17 protein-coding genes are annotated in these 20,079 nt (G+C 32.6%); 6 read left to right on the top strand and 11 right to left on the bottom strand.

Annotated elements, in window-relative coordinates; genetic code table 11:
• The first annotated feature begins 10 nt into the window (after window positions 1–10).
• Complete coding sequence (locus JJQ60_RS15805) at window positions 11–1,021, top strand: sensor histidine kinase (RefSeq protein WP_201922379.1); 1,011 nt, start codon at window positions 11–13, stop codon at window positions 1,019–1,021.
• 1 nt (window position 1,022) lies between these two features.
• Window positions 1,023–1,781: a LytR/AlgR family response regulator transcription factor gene (locus tag JJQ60_RS15800; RefSeq protein ID WP_201922376.1), complete on the top strand. Its 759-nt coding sequence runs from the start codon at window positions 1,023–1,025 to the stop codon at window positions 1,779–1,781.
• A 33-nt stretch (window positions 1,782–1,814) separates the two neighbouring features.
• Here the strand turns inward: JJQ60_RS15800 and JJQ60_RS15795 are convergent, their stop codons facing one another.
• From JJQ60_RS15795 to JJQ60_RS15780, 4 genes are all read right to left on the bottom strand, one after another.
• Window positions 1,815–2,978: a hybrid sensor histidine kinase/response regulator gene (locus JJQ60_RS15795; RefSeq protein ID WP_201922373.1), complete on the bottom strand. Its 1,164-nt coding sequence runs from the start codon at window positions 2,976–2,978 to the stop codon at window positions 1,815–1,817.
• 35 nt (window positions 2,979–3,013) lie between these two features.
• Window positions 3,014–6,529, bottom strand: a complete 3,516-nt coding sequence (locus JJQ60_RS15790) for a two-component regulator propeller domain-containing protein (RefSeq protein WP_201922370.1) — start codon at window positions 6,527–6,529, stop codon at window positions 3,014–3,016.
• Window positions 6,530–6,822: 293 nt separating this feature from the next.
• Window positions 6,823–7,257, bottom strand: coding sequence for an Hsp20/alpha crystallin family protein (locus tag JJQ60_RS15785; protein WP_201922368.1), 435 nt, complete (start codon window positions 7,255–7,257; stop codon window positions 6,823–6,825).
• Window positions 7,258–7,980: 723 nt separating this feature from the next.
• A complete protein-coding gene (locus JJQ60_RS15780; protein ID WP_317194021.1) occupies window positions 7,981–8,391 on the bottom strand; it encodes a TerB family tellurite resistance protein in 411 nt (136 codons plus the stop codon).
• Window positions 8,392–8,468: 77 nt separating this feature from the next.
• Between JJQ60_RS15780 and JJQ60_RS15775 the strand changes: the two genes are divergently transcribed.
• Entirely contained in the window at window positions 8,469–8,732 is a 264-nt protein-coding gene (locus tag JJQ60_RS15775) for a DUF1456 family protein (RefSeq protein WP_201922361.1), read from the top strand.
• Window positions 8,733–8,803: 71 nt separating this feature from the next.
• Window positions 8,804–10,408: a class I SAM-dependent methyltransferase gene (locus tag JJQ60_RS15770; RefSeq protein ID WP_201922358.1), complete on the top strand. Its 1,605-nt coding sequence runs from the start codon at window positions 8,804–8,806 to the stop codon at window positions 10,406–10,408.
• Between the two features lie 6 nt (window positions 10,409–10,414).
• On the opposite strand, the gene JJQ60_RS15765 is transcribed toward JJQ60_RS15770, so the two are convergent.
• The 3 genes from JJQ60_RS15765 to JJQ60_RS15755 form a co-directional block, all read right to left on the bottom strand.
• Window positions 10,415–10,924: a cupin domain-containing protein gene (locus JJQ60_RS15765; RefSeq protein ID WP_201922356.1), complete on the bottom strand. Its 510-nt coding sequence runs from the start codon at window positions 10,922–10,924 to the stop codon at window positions 10,415–10,417.
• 70 nt (window positions 10,925–10,994) lie between these two features.
• Complete coding sequence (gene sucC / locus JJQ60_RS15760; protein ID WP_201922352.1) at window positions 10,995–12,188, bottom strand: ADP-forming succinate--CoA ligase subunit beta; 1,194 nt, start codon at window positions 12,186–12,188, stop codon at window positions 10,995–10,997.
• Between the two features lie 153 nt (window positions 12,189–12,341).
• Window positions 12,342–12,977, bottom strand: a complete 636-nt coding sequence (locus JJQ60_RS15755; RefSeq protein WP_201922348.1) for an LON peptidase substrate-binding domain-containing protein — start codon at window positions 12,975–12,977, stop codon at window positions 12,342–12,344.
• Between the two features lie 152 nt (window positions 12,978–13,129).
• Between JJQ60_RS15755 and lysA the strand changes: the two genes are divergently transcribed.
• A complete protein-coding gene (lysA, locus tag JJQ60_RS15750; RefSeq protein ID WP_201922344.1) occupies window positions 13,130–14,362 on the top strand; it encodes a diaminopimelate decarboxylase in 1,233 nt (410 codons plus the stop codon).
• 202 nt (window positions 14,363–14,564) lie between these two features.
• Window positions 14,565–15,077, top strand: coding sequence for an SRPBCC family protein (locus tag JJQ60_RS15745; protein WP_201922341.1), 513 nt, complete (start codon window positions 14,565–14,567; stop codon window positions 15,075–15,077).
• A gap of 1 nt (window position 15,078) precedes the next feature.
• Here JJQ60_RS15745 and JJQ60_RS15740 read toward each other — a convergent pair whose 3' ends face one another.
• The 4 genes from JJQ60_RS15740 to guaA all read right to left on the bottom strand — a co-directional run bounded on the left by JJQ60_RS15740 (window position 15,079) and on the right by guaA (window position 20,015).
• Window positions 15,079–15,303 carry a DUF3820 family protein gene (locus tag JJQ60_RS15740; protein WP_201922338.1) on the bottom strand — a complete coding sequence of 75 codons (225 nt, stop codon included), beginning with the start codon at window positions 15,301–15,303 and terminating at the stop codon, window positions 15,079–15,081.
• A gap of 22 nt (window positions 15,304–15,325) precedes the next feature.
• Window positions 15,326–15,862 (bottom strand): DUF922 domain-containing protein, encoded by a 537-nt coding sequence (locus tag JJQ60_RS15735; RefSeq protein WP_201922335.1) that lies wholly within the window; start codon window positions 15,860–15,862, stop codon window positions 15,326–15,328.
• 407 nt (window positions 15,863–16,269) lie between these two features.
• A complete protein-coding gene (locus tag JJQ60_RS15730) occupies window positions 16,270–18,432 on the bottom strand; it encodes a LysM peptidoglycan-binding domain-containing protein (RefSeq protein WP_201922333.1) in 2,163 nt (720 codons plus the stop codon).
• Window positions 18,433–18,482: 50 nt separating this feature from the next.
• Entirely contained in the window at window positions 18,483–20,015 is a 1,533-nt protein-coding gene (gene guaA / locus JJQ60_RS15725) for a glutamine-hydrolyzing GMP synthase (RefSeq protein WP_201922330.1), read from the bottom strand.
• Window positions 20,016–20,079: the final 64 nt, after the last annotated feature.

Raw genomic sequence — 20,079 nt, 5'->3', positions numbered from 1 at the left:
GATTTATTTTATGGTAAAGCTTACTATTGTCCATGATGATGGTAATTTTCTTGATCCACCTGCTATTTTTTATTATTTCAGCGCTTTTTTTCTTCTCATGTTGTCTTGGGAAACAAACGATTGGCTAATTCGTCGCGAAATGAATTCGAATATAGATAAAAGTTTGGATGTCTCTAATGGATTTAAAATCCTAGGTATCAACCTTTCTATTGTACTTCCTGTAGCTGCATTTCTTTATTACTTAGCAATTTTCGAATTTGAAAATATCTGTAAAATAGATGCTGATGATCCATGGCTACGATTCAGAATTGATTTTTTTAGAGCCGCTGTATTAGGTCTGGCCGCTATTCTTTTCAATATGTTTTACTACGCTCTTAAGCAAAAAAAAGAATTAGAAAACCGAATGAATAAGCTGAAAAAGGAAGCGATGACTTCTAAGTATAAATCTCTAAAAAATCAAATAAGCCCACATTTCTTATTCAATAGCTTAAATACATTGACATCTCTCATGTACGAAGATCGTGATTTGGCTTCTGATTTTGTTTCACGCTTAGCGTCATGTTATCGATATATTCTTGATAATAGAGAAGAAGATTTGGCAAGCCTTGAAAAAGAGCTTAGTTTTTTGGATTCGTTTATTTTTATGATGAATGTTAGGCATGAAGGAGCACTTAGTATCAATACCCATGTATCGATTAACCCAAAAGAGTACTTAATCCCAACGTTGGCCTTGCAAATGCTTGTTGAGAATGCTCTAAAACACAATTACTACTCCAAAGAGCAACCTTTGGAGATAGCCATTCTATCTGTTAATACAAGTAGTATTATTATTCAAAATAACATGCATGTAAGGAAACAGAAGGAGAAATCAACAAAATTGGGGCTTAAAAATATACAGAAGAGATATGCATTTTATACCAATGAAAAAGTAAAAATTGAAACCCAAAACGGTTTTTTTAAGGTTACTATTCCACTTCTGTCTAAGGATATTAAAGATGTACCCATGATAAAAGTTTCTTGAGATGACTGCTGTAATTATTGAAGACGAAAATATTGCCTCTAGACGCCTGGCCAACCTTGTTGCCGAGCTTGCACCAGAAATAGAAATTGCCGGACAGATTACCTCTGTTGAGAACGGTCGGGTATGGTTTGACAATAACCCTTTGCCTGATCTTATCTTTTTAGATATTCAGCTTAATGATGGATATGGCTTTGATATCCTGGACTTTTTAGAAGATCACCCTCCTGTCATATTTACGACAGCCTATAACGAATACGCCATTAGGGGTTTTAAATACAATGGATTAGATTATCTTCTAAAACCAATAGACAAGAAAGACTTAAAGAAGGCATTAGCAAAATATCGTAAAAACTATACTGATATTGATACATCAATAGATCAAGATCAATTGGAGCGCATTAAAAAACTATTCAATAAAGAATATAAAAAACGTTTTATGATAAAAGTAGGTAATCACTTTAACACATTTAATGTAGAAGACATCGCTTATTTCAAATCTCATGATGGTATTATTTTTTTATATTCTTATAATGGACAACAATACCCTATAGAATATTCTATTGATCAATTAGAAGAAATTTTAGATCCAGTACACTTTTTTAGAATTAACAGAAAATACATGGTTTCTGTTAAAGCTGTCATAGAAATCCATAGTTATTTTAATAGTCGATTATTATTAAAGCTAAAGCCTAAAGATGATGAGCAAATTATAGTATCTAGAGAACGAACTTCTAATTTTAAAAAATGGCTAGATCTATAAATTTTAAACAACGCCCACTCCTGAACTAAGCTTTTAATCAACTTCTTTAAGAATTGGCAAAGTAAAGCTAAATGTACTTCCTTTTCCTAATTCGCTTTTAATACTAATAGTACCTTTGCTTTGTTCTATTAATTCTTTGCATAATCTAAGTCCCAAGCCGGTGCCTATTTCGCCAGATGTTCCTCTTTTTGATGATACCTTTTGATCGTCAAAAAGAGCATTCAAGGTTTCTGAATCCATACCAATTCCTGTATCCATCACTGAGATTTTGAAAGCATCCTCTGTAGACTCAAAACCTACGGTTATTTTGCCTCCTTCTGGTGTAAATTTAATAGCATTAGCAAACAAATTTCTGGAAACAAATGATATGGTATTTACATCTCCAAATACAGTCTCTTCTAAATCCACATCATTATGAAATTCGATGTTTTTCTTTTTCATCCTCTCATTAAACAGATCAAAAATCTCCTGCATGATATCATATACATTTACTTCAATCCTATCTTTTCGTTTTTTAGCCAATTGAGAGGTAACCCAATTCAACAAGTTATCCATTAATGATTGAATACTATTAAGTTCTCTCTGTACTAGTGTAGTATATCTTGTTAATTCTTGGGGCCCCATTTTAATATTACTATCATTAAAGATATTCAAAAGACCATCAAGGGTAGCCAATGGAGCTCGTACATCATGAGATATGATTGAAAATATCTTGTCTTTTAGCTCGTTTAACCTTTTGAGTTCTGCATGTTGTTTAGAAATCAACATTGCCTGATTAGCAATTTCTTCATTACTTTTTTTTATTCTTAAATATGCATCTTGAAGTTTTAGTGTAGCATTTACTCGAGCCATAAATTCTAATTTATCAAATGGCTTTTTAAGATAGTCATGTACTCCTGCTTCAAAACTTTCTTTCATCGATTTAGCATCTACTTTTACGGCAGAAATCATGATAAAAGGAATATCATTTGCTTTACTGGACTGCTTCAAAGACTTCAATAGCTCTAGTCCATTCATTTCTGGCATTTCCCAATCAGATAAAATTAAATCTGGAGTTACTTTTTCTATTAATTCTAAAGCAACTTTCCCATTAGGAGCAGAGTAAATCTTTTTACCTAACCCCATTTCTTTTAACAGAAGGCTTATGTACTTAATATTTTCTGGTTGATCATCAACAACCAATATGGAGTATTCCATAGGTGGGTAATAGGTTTATTAGAGTTGTTTACTTATTATTTAATAATTGTATTTACTATCATTTTTTTGAGATACGAAAACGCGCTCTCATCAAAATTGGTCAAAGCTTCCATCATCAGATCCTTCCATATTTGGATATTTTTTGTTTCGTTAACAGCGAGATCATCAAAAACACCAAGCCACTCACCCATTTCATAGATCGTCAACGTATTAATCTTTTCTATAAACGGAAATAACACATCAAAGTCTTTTGTTTCAAATTTAAGATTATATAAAGGATTTTCATAGACATCCTCATCCTTGTTGTCATCCTTTGTAATCATACTATCCTCTATTCTAGGCAAACTAAAAAAGAATGAAGCTCCTTTTTTTATTTCAGACTCTACCCAAATATTACCGTTGTGCGCTTCTACAGCCATTTTGCAAAATGTAAGCCCTAGTCCCGTTGACCTAGAGTTTCCTGAATTTCTAGCTTCTACTTGAGAGAATTTAGAAAAAACTAGTGGTAATTGATCTTGTGGTATACCATCCCCATTATCCCTTACACACAAAATTACTTCCTCTGGTTTATGACTTTTAACTTCTACCAAAATTTCAATTTCAGTGTCTGTATGAGAGAATTTAATAGCATTAGTAAGTAGATTCACAAAAACCCTTTCTATCATTTCCTTATCAACTTCTACATTATATGCTGTGTCAATACCGTTTACAATTTGTATTCTTTTCTCTCCAGCTAGAACATCCACTTGATTTATGGCTTCTATTGCTAAATTTCTCAAGTTATTTTTTGCATAATTAAGTTGTACTTCGGTATTCTCAAACTTTTGCACCTCAAGCATATTTTCAATTAAATAAAGCATTCTTTTACCCGATTTATTGATACTTTGAAGATCAGAATCAGAAGAGTTTTCTGAAGAATATCCTAAAATCGTAACCAAAGGGTTCTTAAGATCATGAGCCAGCATACCAGTAAACTCATCTTTAAAACCTTCTAACTTCTTTAATTGCTTATATGCTTGCTCCGTTTTATCTTTTTCTTCTTTTAAGGCTATGTTTTTTTGTGCAATGGTTCTTGTTCTTTGGCTCACCGTTTCTTCAAGTAATTTGTTACGACGTCTTACTTGATTTATTTTTATTTTATAGTAGCTATATATAGATATCAACACTATCAATACCATACCAACTCTAAAATACCAGGACATATACCAAGGTGGAGAAATATATATCGAAATACTCGTATATTTTTCATCCCATAAGCCACTACTATTCGTAGATTTTACTCTTAATTCATAATGACCAGGATCCAAATTAGTAAATTCGAGATATCTATTTTTATTCATAGAACGCCAATCTTCATCTCGACCTATAAGTTGATAGGCATAATTGATATTATTGACCTTATCAGGATTGATGGCTGCATACTCAAACGTAATTCGTTTTTTATATGGTACTTCTATTTTTTTTGGAATAAAACCATGAATACTATCCTCTATCTTAAAAGTGGTATATAATACACTTGGAAACTTTTTATTGGGTGATACATCTTTAGGATTAAAATACGTGATTCCATTTTTACCACCGAAATAGAGCGTTCCTTCCTTTGTTTTAATGTACGCTTCAAGATTATAATCATCACTATTTAATCCATCATTCATTGTATAATTTGTGAATGTTTCCTTATCTGGGTTAAAACGTGACAATCCATTGTTAGTACTTATCCAATACATTCCTTTATGGTCTGATAACATACCCATTGTAGAATTATTTGCCAACCCATCCTTTTCGGTATAATGTATAAACTTCTTCTCATTGTAATACAACTTATTAATTCCTCCTCCAAGTGTTGTAATCCAGAAAAAGTTTTGTTCTGGCTCATCAAATATGTGTAGTGTTTTATGATTATTAAGACTAAATTCTTTTTCAGAATCTGGTAAGAATCTTTCAAATTTCCCGGTATGTTTATCATAAGCATTAAGACCTCCTCCGTATGTGCATATCCATATTATTCCTTTTTCATCTTGATAAAATGAGGTAATATGATCATCACTCAGAGATTCCAGATTATTTGGATCATGCGTTATTGATTTAAAATCATCGGTCTCGGGTTGATATATATTAATTCCTCCTCCATATGTACCAATCCAAAGCTCACCATCTATATCCTGGAACAAGGCTGTTATGATATTGTGATTGAGGCTATTGTTTTTTTCGGGTATTGGTAAATAACGTTTAAAACGGCCTGTATTTTTATCAAATCGATTTAGGCCTCCTCCCCATGTTCCAATCCACATAGTATTTTCTCTATCTTCAAAAATGATACGTACCCAATCATGACTTATTGAATTTGGATCATTTTCATCATATCTATATTGTTTAAATTGATTTGTTTGTGGATTAAATCGATTAAGCCCACCTCCAAAAGTGCCGAACCAAAGCATTTCATCTCTATCCTTGTACATGCAATAGACATTATTGTTGCTTAGCGTATTCTCTTTTTTCGGATTATTTTTAATTGAAAAAAAGGGAGTAGAAATGATTTTATCAAATCCTTTCATGTAAAAGCCAACATACAATACTCCATTGGCACCAGCAAATATGCTACTCACATCATTATCAAATAATGAATTGGCATCATAAGAATCTTTTATATAATTATAAAAACGATTTTCTTCATAAGAAAAATAAGAAAGTCCTTTAGTTGCACTACCGATCCATATTTGACCTTGATGTCCTTGGGTTATCGTTTTTATTTTATCGCCAGCTTTATAATCGTATATATCAGATTGGTTTTTATAAAAAATAAACTGCTCTGTGTCTGTACTATATCGTACCAGTCCATCAGAATCCGTTCCTATCCAAATGTTCCTTTTTTGATCAGCATATAAACTCCAAATGCCTTTACTAGTAAAAGGCTGTGTATTGGTAACATGAATTACTTTAGAACGATCAGAAGATATTTGAAAAAGTCCCAGGTTTTCTGTAGCCACCCATAAATTGCCTGAAAAATCTTCTGTAATTGCACTTACTTTAGCATTTTTAGGAATGTTTTTTACTGGATAAAAAGATTCTTCTTCTTTAGAAAAAACAAACAGTCCATCTCCTTCTGATCCTATATAAAATCGACCTTTTTTATCTTCATAAAGAGCCTTTACTGCTAATGTTCCTGATTTTTTACTAGTATCACGGATAAAATAATTTGTGAAATTATCGTGTTTCTTATTATACTTACTCAGACCTGTTTTTGTTCCGAACCACAGTGTATTATGACTATCTTCAATTATGACCCATACTGAATTATCTGAGATAGAAGTGTTATTATTAAATTCGTTAACATAAGAAGTGAAGGTATAGCCATCGAATTTATTAACTCCCCCAAAATTTGCAATCCATAAGTAATCCTCAGAATCTTGATAAATAAAATTTACACTACTTTGGTTTAAACCGTTCTGTTTTCCATAGTGTATATACTTAAGCGAGGTTTTTTGTGCATGAATCGGGAAATACAAAAACAAGATACCAACGAGAATGATAAGGTATTCTTTTATCTTCAAATTCAAAAAATCTATCGATAATCTTATAACCATCACCCTAATTAATCATTTAGATATATTACTATTCTAAATTACCACTCTGTTTTTATGATATGGCAATTATTATTTTTTTAAAAATACTACAAATAGAAAACTCTTATCTACCTATGTACAAGTTTTTGATCAAAACAGTATAAAAAAGCTTTTTTATATGTTGATACACTATACTTTTAGAGATACATCTTAAAAATGAAAAACGCCTATAAAAGGCGTTTTTCGTAACATTAACTAACTAAATAAAATCTCAAATCAAATTATGAAATCTCAATCAACCTCTTTGGTTGTACTTTTGCTTCTTCTTTTTTAGGCAATACCGTTACCAATACTCCATTTTCATAAGAAGCTTCTATTCTTGTTCCATCTACAGTATCGGGTAAATTAAATGACCTTTTAAACGTACTATAGTTAAACTCTTTTCTAGTATATTTACCGTTTTCTTTGGTTTCTTTTTCTGATTTTATTTCAGAAGAAATTGTAAGCACATCATTATCTAATTCGATATTAAAATCCTCTTTTACAAACCCAGGAGCCGCAAGTTCAAGAATAAAATCTTCATCGGTTTCTTTTACATTAACCGCTGGAGTATTAAAGCCAATTTTGCTTACACTTGTTGTTCCTCCTAACCAATCGTTAGTAAAGAAATCATCAAAAAGAAAAGGTAGTCTGTCTGTTTTTTTTATTAAACTCATTGTATATTTTTTAAAGGTTAATCTTAATTTTAGATTCGCTTTACATATATCAATTTGAGTTCCATTTCGATTTTAATGACGTTTTGTCATTTTTACAAGAAGAGATAGTGTCAAAATGTCATTTTATTATGTAGTTTAATGACAAAATTAGACAAAAAGAAGAGGATAGCTTAAAAATGGATGATTACATATACATCTCCACTTTTAAAATACCCTCTAAAAAATCTAAAAAAATAAATCGTTCTTTTTTATTGGATTAGAACCAATAAACTACCTATGAATTGCATTACTACAAGCAGCAGGTAAGTCCTGAACAAATGCTTTAAACGCCTTAAGGTCAATAAATAAAATTCCGTAAAAAATTTTCATACACTTACTTTTTAAGGTTAAACATAAGATCCCAAATACTACAACTTAAAATCTGACATCAATTATTAGTACAATACATAATTGTACTTTTATACATAACAAATAAAACACATCTAAAATTACTTTTTACAGATACAGAATTTTTAGTACCCCCTGAATTCGACAAAATGTGTTAAAAATCGATAAAAAACACATTTTCAAGCACTTAAATTATGTCATTAACGCATAGCAATAATAAAAAAACCATATTTACAAGTATGAAACAATGCATTTGTTTCATTAAAAAGGCATAGTCAAGAAGCCTAATCAATTCAGAAAAGTTACCGATACAAGTCGCTTACACTGAAAAGCGCATTAATTATAAAAACGAGTAAAGATTGAGATTAGCTCATTTGGCGGAATCACTTTATTCGGATAGTTATGCATTGTTTCTAAAACCACATCTATTGCTTCTGGACGCAATCCCATTTGCAATCCCATTTCTTTAATCTTATGAATCTCAGAAAAGGAAGCTTCTTGATCAACATTCATAAGCAATACCAATCTATGAAATTGAAGGATGCGTTGAGACTCTGGCTGAAGGTTTTTCTTATCAACTTCTTCTTCAATCAAAAGATCAATTTCCTCTTTTGTGATCCCTAATTGCAAAGCCACGACTAGTATAAAATTATATTCCTGTTCTTTAAACTTTTTATCTGCTTTTGCAAATTGTATCATCTCAGAAAGCAAACTCAATTTTTCCTCTTTACTATACATTAAATCAATTACTTTTTTTTGCCGAAAATAGTAAATTTCAAATTATAATACTGTACATTCTCTTTACAAAACTTACCTTTGCCTCTATGGGTTTAACAAATAATGATATTTTCAAGAAATTAAGGGTTGCACACAAATTACGTGACGATGAGATCGTAAAAATATGCGCTCTTGTGGATTTCAAAGTTACAAAAAGTGAATTAGGAGCAATTTTCAGAAATGAAAACCACCCAAAATATATGGAATGTGGAGATCAGATTCTTCGTAATTTTTTAAATGGACTTATCATTCATCTTAGAGGTCCGATGCCTGATAAAAAAGAAAAACAAAATCCGGATAAGAACACGTAGTCAAGTTCTTAATTTCTAAAATAAATGCTTAATTTGGTGGAGACTAATAAAACACTCTCAATTAAGTATTCATGCTCACTTCAACAGAAAAACAAATGTTTAGAGAAGAGCTTTTTCGTCATTTGGATGGAATTGCTGTAGCTCCAGTTGCCTATTCGTTATTCAAAAGCGGAGTAACAGATTATCTTTTACAAAACAAAGAAGCATTAGTTTCACAAATCGCAACTAATTTTAAAGCTAATGAAGGATATCTTAATGTAGCGTTGCGAATCTTGGCTTCTCAAGGCTGGCTCACCTATCAAGTTGATCAGAAAGAAGTAAAAGTAAGCAGTAATGAATATTCAGAAATTGCTTTCAAAAGCTTTTATTTATATGAAGATGTTATTGATTTATTAGCGTACTCAGGAAAGTTTCATCCCCGAAAATTTGAGCTTGAGCCTTTTCATAAATTAGAAAAACTATTTCAAAAATACCAGAATCGTTTTTCTTTAGAATCAAATCAAAACTCAAAAGTTGTTCAAATTCAGAATCAAATTTTAAAACATATTGAAGGTATTCTTGTAGGCCCAACCACTGTTCATCTTGGCATGGGAGGTATGTTTCATAAATATTTTATGGAAGCCTCTTTTAGTGCAGACGAGTATCATCATCATCCGGAAAGTTTTGACAAAATACTTTCGTTTTTATCATACTTAGGGTGGTTTATAAAATCTAAGAACAATTATACATTTACAGAGAAGGGTTTATTTTTTGCTAAAAGAGCTTCTGCGTATGGCGTTACAGTATCATACATCCCAATGTTTAGAAAAATTGAGGAATTATTATTTGGTGACCCTAATATCTTATGGAATTCAACCGAAGAAAACGAAACCCATGTTGACCGCGAAATGAATGTATGGGGAAGCGGTGGTGCACATATCAACTATTTCAAAAAAATTGACGAAATAATCATCAGTTTATTTAATAAACCACTAGATGAACAACCCAAAGGGATTTTGGATATGGGTTGTGGTAATGGCGCTTTCTTGATTCACCTTTTTGAAGTAATTGAATCCAAAACACTAAGAGGAAAACACCTAGATGACTACCCTTTATTTTTGGTGGGGGCCGATTTTAACAAAGCTGCTTTAAAAGTTACCCGAGCTAATCTTATTCAAGCAGATATATGGGCTAAAGTAATTTGGGGAGATATTAGTGACCCAGATTTATTACAAAAAGATTTAAAAAATAATTACAGTATTGAATTGAAGGATCTTCTATCGGTAAGAACATTCTTAGATCACAACAGGATTTGGAGTAAACCTATATCTGCATTAGACAGCCCAAGTCAATCTTCTGGAGCCTTTGCATATAGAGGAAAGCGATTAGACAATAATGACGTAGAACGAAATCTAAAAGATCACTTTAAAAAATGGGTGCCTTATATTTCGCAATTTGGATTAATCGTAATCGAGCTACATACTATTGACCCTAAACTTATTGCAAACAACATAGGTAAAACTGCAGCCACAGCTTATGATGCCACCCACGGCTTTTCTGATCAATATATTCTTGAGATTGAATCTTTTTTAAAAGTCATTAAAGAAACGGGGCTTCAAAGCGATCCCACATATTTCTCAAAGTTTCCAGATTCTGATCTAGCAACCGTTAGTATTAATTACTTAATTGGAAAATAATCCCCACTACTTTCTGGTGAGCTGTGTAATTATATTTTCGTGTTCAGGAAATTGTTCTATTAAAGACTTTCGTTTTGCTAGTTCAAAATCATCAAAATCGAACCCAGGAGAAACCGTACATCCTACTAAGGAAAACGCATCGACATCTTTTACACTAGAAGCAAACCAACATCCTGCTGGAACAACTAATTGAGGTGATTCGCCCTGTTCAATATTTACACCAACTACATGTCTTTTGTACTCACCATTTGGATCAATCACATGCACATAAAGTGAAGAGCCTTTGTAATAATGCCATATTTCATCCTGTTTAATCCTATGAAATGCCGAAAAATTATCTGAAGTAAGTAAAAAGTATATTGCAGTACAATAGTTACGATCTCCGTTAAAACTCTTTTCTAGACCATTTTTAGCAATAACCCCACTACTTCTATACGTTTCTTTATAGAAACCACCTTCTGGATGGGGGTTCATACCTAACGTCTCTACTATATTTTCTATACTCTCGTTTTTCATAAATTCTTTAGATAAAAAAAGAAGCGATCTTAGACAGATCGCTTCCTATATATAATAAATTTTGCTTTTATTATGCTAATACCGCCTGCACTTTATCAGCAGCTTCCTGGAATTGAACTGCACTTTGTACATCCAACCCACTATTATCGATTAGCTCTTTTGCTATATCTGCATTTGTTCCTTGTAAACGAACGATGATAGGCACATTAATTGCGTCACCCATATTTTTATAAGCATCAACAACTCCTTGTGCTACACGATCACAACGAACAATTCCTCCGAAGATATTGATCAAAATTGCTTTAACATTAGGATCTTTAAGGATAATTCTAAAAGCAGTTTCTACACGTTTAGCATCTGCAGTACCTCCCACATCAAGGAAGTTTGCTGGCTCTCCACCTGCTTGTTTAATTAAATCCATTGTCGCCATTGCAAGTCCCGCACCATTCACCATACAACCTACATTTCCATCTAGATCAACATAGTTAAGTCCAACTTCTTTAGCTTCAACTTCGATTGGATTTTCTTCACGAATATCTCGCATATCTACATAGTTCTTATGACGATATAAAGCATTATCATCTAAAGTAACTTTAGCATCAACTGCCATAATTTTATCATCACTCGTCTTAAGAACTGGGTTAATCTCAAATAATGAGGCATCAGATTTTACATAAGCCGTATACAATGCCATTACAAATTTGGTCATTTCTTTAAAAGCGCCTCCACTTAATCCAAGGTTAAATGCTACTCTCCTAGCCTGAAAAGGCAATAACCCGACAGACGGATCCACTTCTTCGGTAAAGATCAAATGTGGTGTTTCTTCTGCCACAGTTTCGATATCCATACCTCCTTCTGTAGAATACATAATCATATTACGTCCAGTAGTACGATTTAAAAGCACAGACATATAAAACTCATCTGGCTCACTATCCCCAGGATAATATACATCTTCAGCAACTAGTACTTGATGAACTTTTTTACCCTCTGCAGATGTCTGTGGCGTAATAAGATTCATCCCTATGATTTGCTCTGCAATTTCTTCTACCTCTTGAAGATTTTTAGCCAGCTTAACTCCGCCACCTTTACCGCGACCACCAGCATGTACTTGTGCCTTAATAACATGCCAACCTGTCCCTGTTTCGGCAGTAAGTTGTTTTGCTGCTGCTACAGCCTCATTTGCATTTTGCGCAACAATACCTCGTTGAATACGCACTCCAAAGCTGTTTAATATCTCTTTACCCTGATATTCGTGTAAATTCATAATGTTATATTTTGCCTTTTTTATAGGAGTCCCAAAAATAGGAAAAGTGAAGTAACTGTGCCAATCTTTTGTATTAAAAAACAAAGAAGGCAGTGAACATGTTATACAGCACAAAAATTTTGAAATGCAATACGTCCTTCTAAAACAAAATCGCTAGAGTTTGTAGTCTTCAAAATCTAAAGGATCAAAGTTTTTAAAGTGCCCGTTCATCTTAATCACTTCTCTCGCTTTATTCATTTCTCTAACCACAGGAATTGTAATTTTTAGATGACCTAAGAGATAGTTGAGACGTTCAAACTCGCTACGTAACTTTAATAAATGATATTCCTGATGCAAGGTTAAACCAACTTTATGAGCCACTTGATAACTAACAAAAGGAATATTAAACACTGGTGGGTTATCAATTGTTAATTCTACATAAAGAATTGCAATATTTTTAAGTAACTCTTCTTGAAGTTCTTCTGCACCACCATCCGAATCTTTAAGAAATTCTACTTCACCTCCAGCATATAATTTACCAGGAAATTGTTGATAGAAACTTTTTATTTTAAAAATCCTCGTCCCAACACAAACAATATCACTCTCTCCACCTGGGTATTTTTTTGCAATTTTATCAAGTTTTACCTCAGTTCCATATTCTAGTTTTTTATCTATATATGTTGGAATACCAAAAGAAATACCTTCAGAATCGCAATCATCAATTAATTGCTGATATCTCTTTTCAAAAATATGCAAAGGAAGCCGCTCACCTGGATACACTACCGCTTGTAAAGGAAATAGAGGTAACATTTTTTTTATTAAAAATACTAATTAACGCATTGGTTCGCACTTAAACACAAGTTAAAACTATGAAAATATATCGTTGTAGTAGATTTTTTCGTTGTCAAACATTAATATCTCTAATTTTATTGATAATTTCGTAAGCTTAAATTTGTGACACGATGGAAAATGAAAATTTATTAGCAGTAGCTAGAGAGTTTGGGAGTCCAGTTTATGTATACGACTCCTCAAAAATTACTTCACAGTACAACCGCCTTACGGATGCCTTCAAAAAAGTCAAACGGGTAAAATTAAACTATGCAGTAAAAGCACTCTCAAACATAGCTATTTTAAAGTTAATAAATTCGTTGGGAGCAGGATTAGATACCGTTTCTATTCAAGAAGTAAAACTCGGATTATTAGCAGGTGTAAAACCAGAAGATATCATCTTTACTCCAAATGGTGTTTCTCTTGAAGAAATTGAAGAAGTTTCTGCAATGGGTGTTCAAATAAATATCGACAACCTTTCTATTTTAGAGCAATTTGGAACCAAACACCCTAATACTCCCGTATGTATTCGTATTAATCCACATGTATTAGCTGGTGGTAATAGCAAAATTTCTGTAGGTCATATCGATAGTAAATTCGGAATATCTATTCATCAAATTCCACATATTTTGAGAATAGTTGAAAACACAGGAATGAATATCAACGGTATACATATGCATACGGGGAGTGATATTTTAGATGTTGAAGTGTTTTTATATGCAAGTGAAATTTTATTTGAGACTGCAAAAAACTTTAAAAATCTTGACTTTATAGATTTCGGAAGTGGTTTTAAAGTTCCTTACAAACCCGGAGATATCGAAACCAATATTGAAGAATTTGGTGAAAAACTTACAAAACGCTTTAATTCATTTTGCAAAGAATACGGCAAAGAATTGACTCTTGGATTCGAACCTGGTAAATTTCTTGTTAGTGAGGCGGGATATTTCTTAGCAAATGTTAATGTTGTAAAACAAACTACATCTACCGTTTTTGCTGGTATCGATAGCGGTCTGAATCACCTGATAAGACCTATGTTTTATGGCTCTCATCATGAGATCGTCAATATATCAAACCCAGATGGGAGAGAACGATTTTATTCAGTTGTTGGATATATTTGCGAAACGGATACTTTTGCTACAAATAGAAGAATTTCTGAAATCACGGAAGGAGATATTATTGCATTCAAAAATGCCGGAGCATATTGTTTCTCTATGGCTAGCAATTATAACTCTCGTTTCCGCCCTGCAGAAGTATTATGGCATGAAGGAGAAGCGCATTTAATTCGCAAAAGGGAAACTTTTGAAGATCTTACAAAAAACCAAGTAGATGTTGATATATTTTCTAAAGTAACCGAATCTATATCGTAAATATCCGTTATAAAAATTTATCTAAAGTGCTAGATTTTGATCTAGCACTTTTTTGTTTATTATTTTCTTCAGTTAAATGTAACAGAATCATTACAAAATCAAACCTATTACACGTAAATATTTGAAATTCAAATATTTAATATTAATTAAGTTCATTTTTTATTATTTTTATTGATTCACAGCAATCAAATCATTTTTAATTATGGAAAAGTTAGAATGGAATTCGTTTACCAAAAAAATTTACATCCATACCACGGTTGAAAAACTATATGATCTTTGGGCCACCGAACACGGAATCTCCTCTTGGTTTTTAAAAAAAGCTACATATAAAAATGCTGAAGGAGAAATTCGAAATCCACTTGAACATATTGAAAAAGGCGACACCTATATTTGGCAATGGCACAACTGGGATGGAAAAGAGGAAGGAAAGGTTCTTGAAGCGAATGGAAAAAATTATATAGAAATTACATTTGAAACTTCTAAGGTGTCTGTACTATTAGAAAAAGTGAATGATATAACTATTATTACGCTAACTCAATTTGACATTCCTACTGATGACGAAAGTAAATTAAGAGTTCATTTTGGGTGTAGTAACGGATGGACTTTCTGGCTCGCAAACTTAAAGGCCTTTATTGAACATGGAATATTATTAAATGAAACAGAAATTGATTTAAGAGAAAACGAATTGGCAGGGTATCAATTTGTAAATATGTAGGCTATAATTTTTGAATATTTCTTACTAAATATTCTAACCCATTTAACTTAAGCTCATAAACGGTTTGTAATTGTTGCCCCAGCAAACCTTTAGGGAAACCTTTGCCATGATACCAGACAATATAATATTCTGGAAGGTCAATCAGAAATCTATCTTTATATTTACCAAAAGGCATTTTGGTATGAGCGAGTTTAATTAGGAAGTCTTTTTGAAGTTGCTTATCCACTGAGTTAAGAGAAGAGAAAAGATTATTTATGATAATCCCTATAATACCACATTAGGGTTTGAATTTTTTTCTCCCATTTTTTTTGATTTGCAACATTCTTTGAGTGGTTCGTTTCTTCATCATATCGTTCCTGCATATTAATCCTCATACGCTCCACTAATTTATACATTTTATTAAGATCTCTTCTGATATTACCCCCAGGCTTATACTCTTTAAGCCTTTTTCTCATGATTCTGGCATGCAATTCAGAAATATCAAAATGTAATTGTTCGTGAGAAAGAAGATGCTCCGACATTTGTCCTCTTTTTACCCAGGACAACGAAGGATAGCAAAAGCTATCAACTTGATAATTTAATTCAATATCATCTTTATCTTTACCATAGGACCATTGGTAGGTAATCCCAGTATTAACACTTGCATCAAAAGTACTACTTATTTGTGGTCTTCCTCTAAAATCTGACCAAGCTAATTCGCTTCTTTCAGTATATGAGAACTTTCCGACATAACCATTATTGTTGGCAAAAAATAAAAATAAAATAATAGTAAAGTATTTAATCATAATTGTAACAATTATGCCCAACCAAAAGTCAATATTCCTCTATTTCAAGGCCTTAGAATAACAATATGGGGCAAATACCGTTAATATCCCTTAAAATAGTCTTACCATTTTGCTCCTAAATATACACGTATTTTTTAAATTATGCATATTTTTTTTGAACAATGCATGTGGTTCATCTTCATCACATACCACACAATGCTATTTAATCAATTATAATGCCAAGGTAAAAATCTCTTAAATTTTTATTAAAAAAAGAAGGTAACCTTAAGAATATCAAAGATATACAAAAATCTTTTTTTTTCTATAAATATCTATATTTATTTAGTGATAAATTTTGATTTTTCAAAAATTGATACTGTAATTTTTCGTTTTTTTTATGCTACACTAAGTGTAACACTAACTATAAATCAATCAACTACTGAAAGCTTTAAATCATCATCAAACTTAATAAGATAGACTTCTTTGTTATAATACCCCCCCAAAAGCTTTTTATCGTAATTAAATTTATTCTTAACATACTGTGTAGTACCTTCAAAAGAAACCGCATGATAGAGATCATCTGCTGTACCTAATCGCATTAAAACATCATAAGCAATATCAAATCCTCGCACTGCCCAATTGCTAGGATTTACATTATATGCTTTCCGATACCTCGTTACAAATAGAGAAACTGTCTTTTCTTTCTCATTTTCATTAGTATCATCAAATTCTCTATATACAGACGGATAATGCAGATGCAGTTTTGACAGATGTTCATTTTTTATATTATCATCATCAAACGCGTTGTTTTTATCTGTTGTAAACAAGGTTACTTTATGACTTTCTGATTTAGCATTAAGTAACGGGATTACATTACTTATCATGGCTACATCATTTGATTCCAGAAAAACCCAGTTAGGTTTTTCATTATCCAAAACTTTATTAAGTCGCACTTCATAAAGGTAGTTTCCTTCTTCTATCTTAGCCACTTTAGCTCCAGGGAATTTAGCAATAAGTTTTTCTTTAATTCCTTCATGTTTTTTTCCTTGCTGCACTATTATTACAATATTCTTATCCGTCGAATCTTTTTCAACAAATGATAAGATTCTATCCTGAAGCATTGCATTAGTAGGCCTTGTTTGAAAGAAGTTATCATACATTGTCGACTCTTTACGCGATGCTGGAGAAAACACTGGTGTATTATACTTCTTGAGCTCTGCAGCTACGGTTTCTAAGTTAGATTGATACAACGGTCCAATAACAGCATCTGTATCTTCAAAGCTATTTTGATCAATTAACTCTTTTATATGTTTTCTGTTCTTACGTTTTTGAGTATCAAAAACATTAAGCTCTGTTGTAATTCCTTTTGCTCTAGCCGAATCTATAGCAATCAAAATCCCACTATATAGGTCCAACGAAATTCGTAGACTTTGTTTGCTTTTAAGATACTCTTCGGTTTGTTGTCTGGCATTAAGATCTAAGGTATCCAAGCTAAAAGGTAGCATTACAGCCAGTTTTTTAGGTTTAAAATTGTATAATTTATTCTCTAAATTGATATACTTACCTACTTTAGAGACATCTTCAACCACCAATGTATCTTTAGGAATTGTGATTACCATACCTGCCTTAAGCCCTTCTCGTAAATAAGGATTCATTTTAAATAAAGAGTCAGAAGAAATCCTAGTACGCTTTAGAATACCAAAAATAGTCTCCTTTGGCTTAACTTCATATAACTCAAACCCAGGTTGTATTGATTCTTTTATTGGCACAAAAACAGAGGTAGGCACTGTAATTTGCATCCCTATAGGAAAATCAGTATCCATGTTAGGATTAAGTCTCTCTAACTCGCCAATAGTGATACCATGTCTTCGTGCAATACCATACCGGGTATCCTTTGGTTGCACAATGTATTTTGTGGTAGTGGTTAACCTGCTAACTGCGGTATCCACAACGGTATCTTTTACTGTAGGAGTTTTAGCATATACAGGTATTCTGATTTTATCCTTTTTTTTGATTTGCTCGGAATACAATCTTTTATTGTGCTTTTTTATATCTTCAACAGTGATTTTATAATTTTTGGCAATACCATATAATGTCTCTTTTCTTTTTACTTTGTGAGTTATAAAACGAATAATACTACGCTCTTCTGGAGTTGCTTTTAGACTATCTAATACCGAATCCTTACCTTGTTCTGACGATCCGTCAATAGCCGTAGGGTCCTTTTTCTCAATTTTTCCTACGTTAAGGATTTGATTGATGTTAATACCATTAACAGCCTCTGGATTAAGAATATATATCGTCTCAACGGTTATACCATATTGTTTAGACAAACTATACACGGTATCCCCTTTTTCAACTATATGTGTTTTATATTCTTGATCATCGGTAACCGGAATCGCCAGGATTTCACCTTCTTTAATTCCATCTTTGGCTGTTGGGTTAATTCTATATATAGCCTCTGGAGTTGTATTATATCGTTTGGCTATTCTATATACATTTTCCCCTTTGGCAACTTTATGACTTTTATATTGTTGCGCAAAAGCGATATTACTTATTATTAATAATAGAAAGATTAATAAATACTTTTTCATTCGGTCGCTTTTTTTTTATTCCCTAACTTTAAAAACTCTGTGTAACTCTACTATTCCCACTCTATAGTTGCAGGAGGCTTAGAGCTTATATCATACACTACTCTATTAACGCCTTTTACACGGTTTATTATTGTATTAGAGGTTTTTTGTAAAAATTCATATGGCAAATTTACCCAGTCCGCGGTCATTCCATCGGTACTTTCAACGGCTCTAAGTGCCACACAATTTTCATAAGTACGCTCATCACCCATTACTCCAACACTTTGAACTGGCAATAAAATTGCACCTGCCTGCCAAACTTTATCATATAAACCATTTTCTTTTAATCCATTAATAAAGATAGCATCAACTTCTTGCAAAATACGAACTTTATCACTGGTAATATCTCCTAGTATTCGAATAGCTAATCCTGGCCCCGGAAAAGGATGTCTCCCAAGCAACTCCTTATCCATATCCATTGATGCTCCCACACGACGTACTTCGTCTTTAAACAACATCTTTAAGGGTTCAACTATTTTCAGTTTCATATAATCAGGTAATCCTCCTACATTATGATGACTTTTGATTGTAGCACTTGGTCCACCCGTTACAGAGACACTCTCTATCACATCTGGATATATTGTTCCTTGTGCTAACCAAGTAACATTCTCAATGGCGTGTGCTTCATCATCAAAAACCTCAATAAAAACTCGCCCTATAGCTTTGCGCTTTTTTTCTGGATCACTTTCTCCTGCAAGAGCTTCCAAAAAACGTGCCGAAGCATCTACTCCTTTAACATTTAGCCCCATTCCTTCATAACGATCTAATACCGTAGAAAATTCATTCTTACGCAGTAAACCATTATTAACAAAAATACAATGAAGGTTTTTACCAATAGCTTTATGTAACAACATAGCAGCAACTGAAGAATCAACGCCTCCCGAAAGTCCTAACACAACTTTATCATCTCCTAACTGCTCTTTTAAACTATTTACAGTTTCCTCTACAAAAGAATCAGGAGTCCAATCTTGAGCTACACCAGCAATATTAACTAAGAAATTCCTTAAAAGTTCTGTACCGTCTTTGGAATGATATACTTCAGGATGAAATTGAATCGCATAGGTTTCTTCGCCATCAATTTTGAAAGCAGCATTTTCAACATCATGGGTACTTGCTAAAAGCTTACCATTTGTTGGTAATTTTTTAATAGTATCACTATGACTCATCCAAACTTGCGATCCTTCAGATATATTTTGAAATAGCTCATTATTATTGACATAAGACAAATTTGCACGCCCATACTCACGCGTATTAGATTCTGCTACTTCTCCACCCCCAAAATGAGCGAGGTATTGTGCGCCATAACAAATCCCTAGTAGTGGTTTTTTACCACGTATCTCACTAAGATCTGGATGAGCTGCATTATCTCCTCGTACAGATAGCGGACTACCCGATAATATTACGGCATTATAACTATCAATATCCTTTGGTGGTTTATTGTATGGATGTATTTCTGAATAAATATTGAGCTCTCTCACACGGCGCCCAATAAGTTGTGTTACCTGTGACCCGAAGTCTAAAATAAGTACCTTGTTGTTTTGCATAGGCAAAAATAAAATTAAATTGATAACCCTGAAATACTGAATGAGATAATTTTCAAAGATTATT

This window comes from Aquimarina mytili (assembly GCF_016735115.1).
GTDB lineage: Bacteria > Bacteroidota > Bacteroidia > Flavobacteriales > Flavobacteriaceae > Aquimarina > Aquimarina mytili.
The sequence above is the reverse complement of the archived record's forward strand: the minus strand, read 5'-3'. Positions and strand labels throughout refer to the sequence as shown.

Excerpts from the sequence above, each read along its gene's own strand:
- JJQ60_RS15730 (WP_201922333.1), bottom strand. The coding sequence starts at position 18,432 with ATGAAAAAGTATTTATTAATCTTTCTATTATTAATAATAAGTAATATC.
- sucC (WP_201922352.1), bottom strand. The coding sequence starts at position 12,188 with ATGAATTTACACGAATATCAGGGTAAAGAGATATTAAACAGCTTTGGA.
- JJQ60_RS15775 (WP_201922361.1), top strand. The coding sequence starts at position 8,469 with ATGGGTTTAACAAATAATGATATTTTCAAGAAATTAAGGGTTGCACAC.
- JJQ60_RS15805 (WP_201922379.1), top strand. The coding sequence starts at position 11 with ATGGTAAAGCTTACTATTGTCCATGATGATGGTAATTTTCTTGATCCA.
- JJQ60_RS15800 (WP_201922376.1), top strand. The coding sequence starts at position 1,023 with ATGACTGCTGTAATTATTGAAGACGAAAATATTGCCTCTAGACGCCTG.
- JJQ60_RS15745 (WP_201922341.1), top strand. The coding sequence starts at position 14,565 with ATGGAAAAGTTAGAATGGAATTCGTTTACCAAAAAAATTTACATCCAT.
- JJQ60_RS15770 (WP_201922358.1), top strand. The coding sequence starts at position 8,804 with ATGCTCACTTCAACAGAAAAACAAATGTTTAGAGAAGAGCTTTTTCGT.
- JJQ60_RS15795 (WP_201922373.1), bottom strand. The coding sequence starts at position 2,978 with ATGGAATACTCCATATTGGTTGTTGATGATCAACCAGAAAATATTAAG.
- JJQ60_RS15735 (WP_201922335.1), bottom strand. The coding sequence starts at position 15,862 with ATGATTAAATACTTTACTATTATTTTATTTTTATTTTTTGCCAACAAT.
- lysA (WP_201922344.1), top strand. The coding sequence starts at position 13,130 with ATGGAAAATGAAAATTTATTAGCAGTAGCTAGAGAGTTTGGGAGTCCA.
- JJQ60_RS15765 (WP_201922356.1), bottom strand. The coding sequence starts at position 10,924 with ATGAAAAACGAGAGTATAGAAAATATAGTAGAGACGTTAGGTATGAAC.
- guaA (WP_201922330.1), bottom strand. The coding sequence starts at position 20,015 with ATGCAAAACAACAAGGTACTTATTTTAGACTTCGGGTCACAGGTAACA.
- JJQ60_RS15785 (WP_201922368.1), bottom strand. The coding sequence starts at position 7,257 with ATGAGTTTAATAAAAAAAACAGACAGACTACCTTTTCTTTTTGATGAT.
- JJQ60_RS15755 (WP_201922348.1), bottom strand. The coding sequence starts at position 12,977 with ATGTTACCTCTATTTCCTTTACAAGCGGTAGTGTATCCAGGTGAGCGG.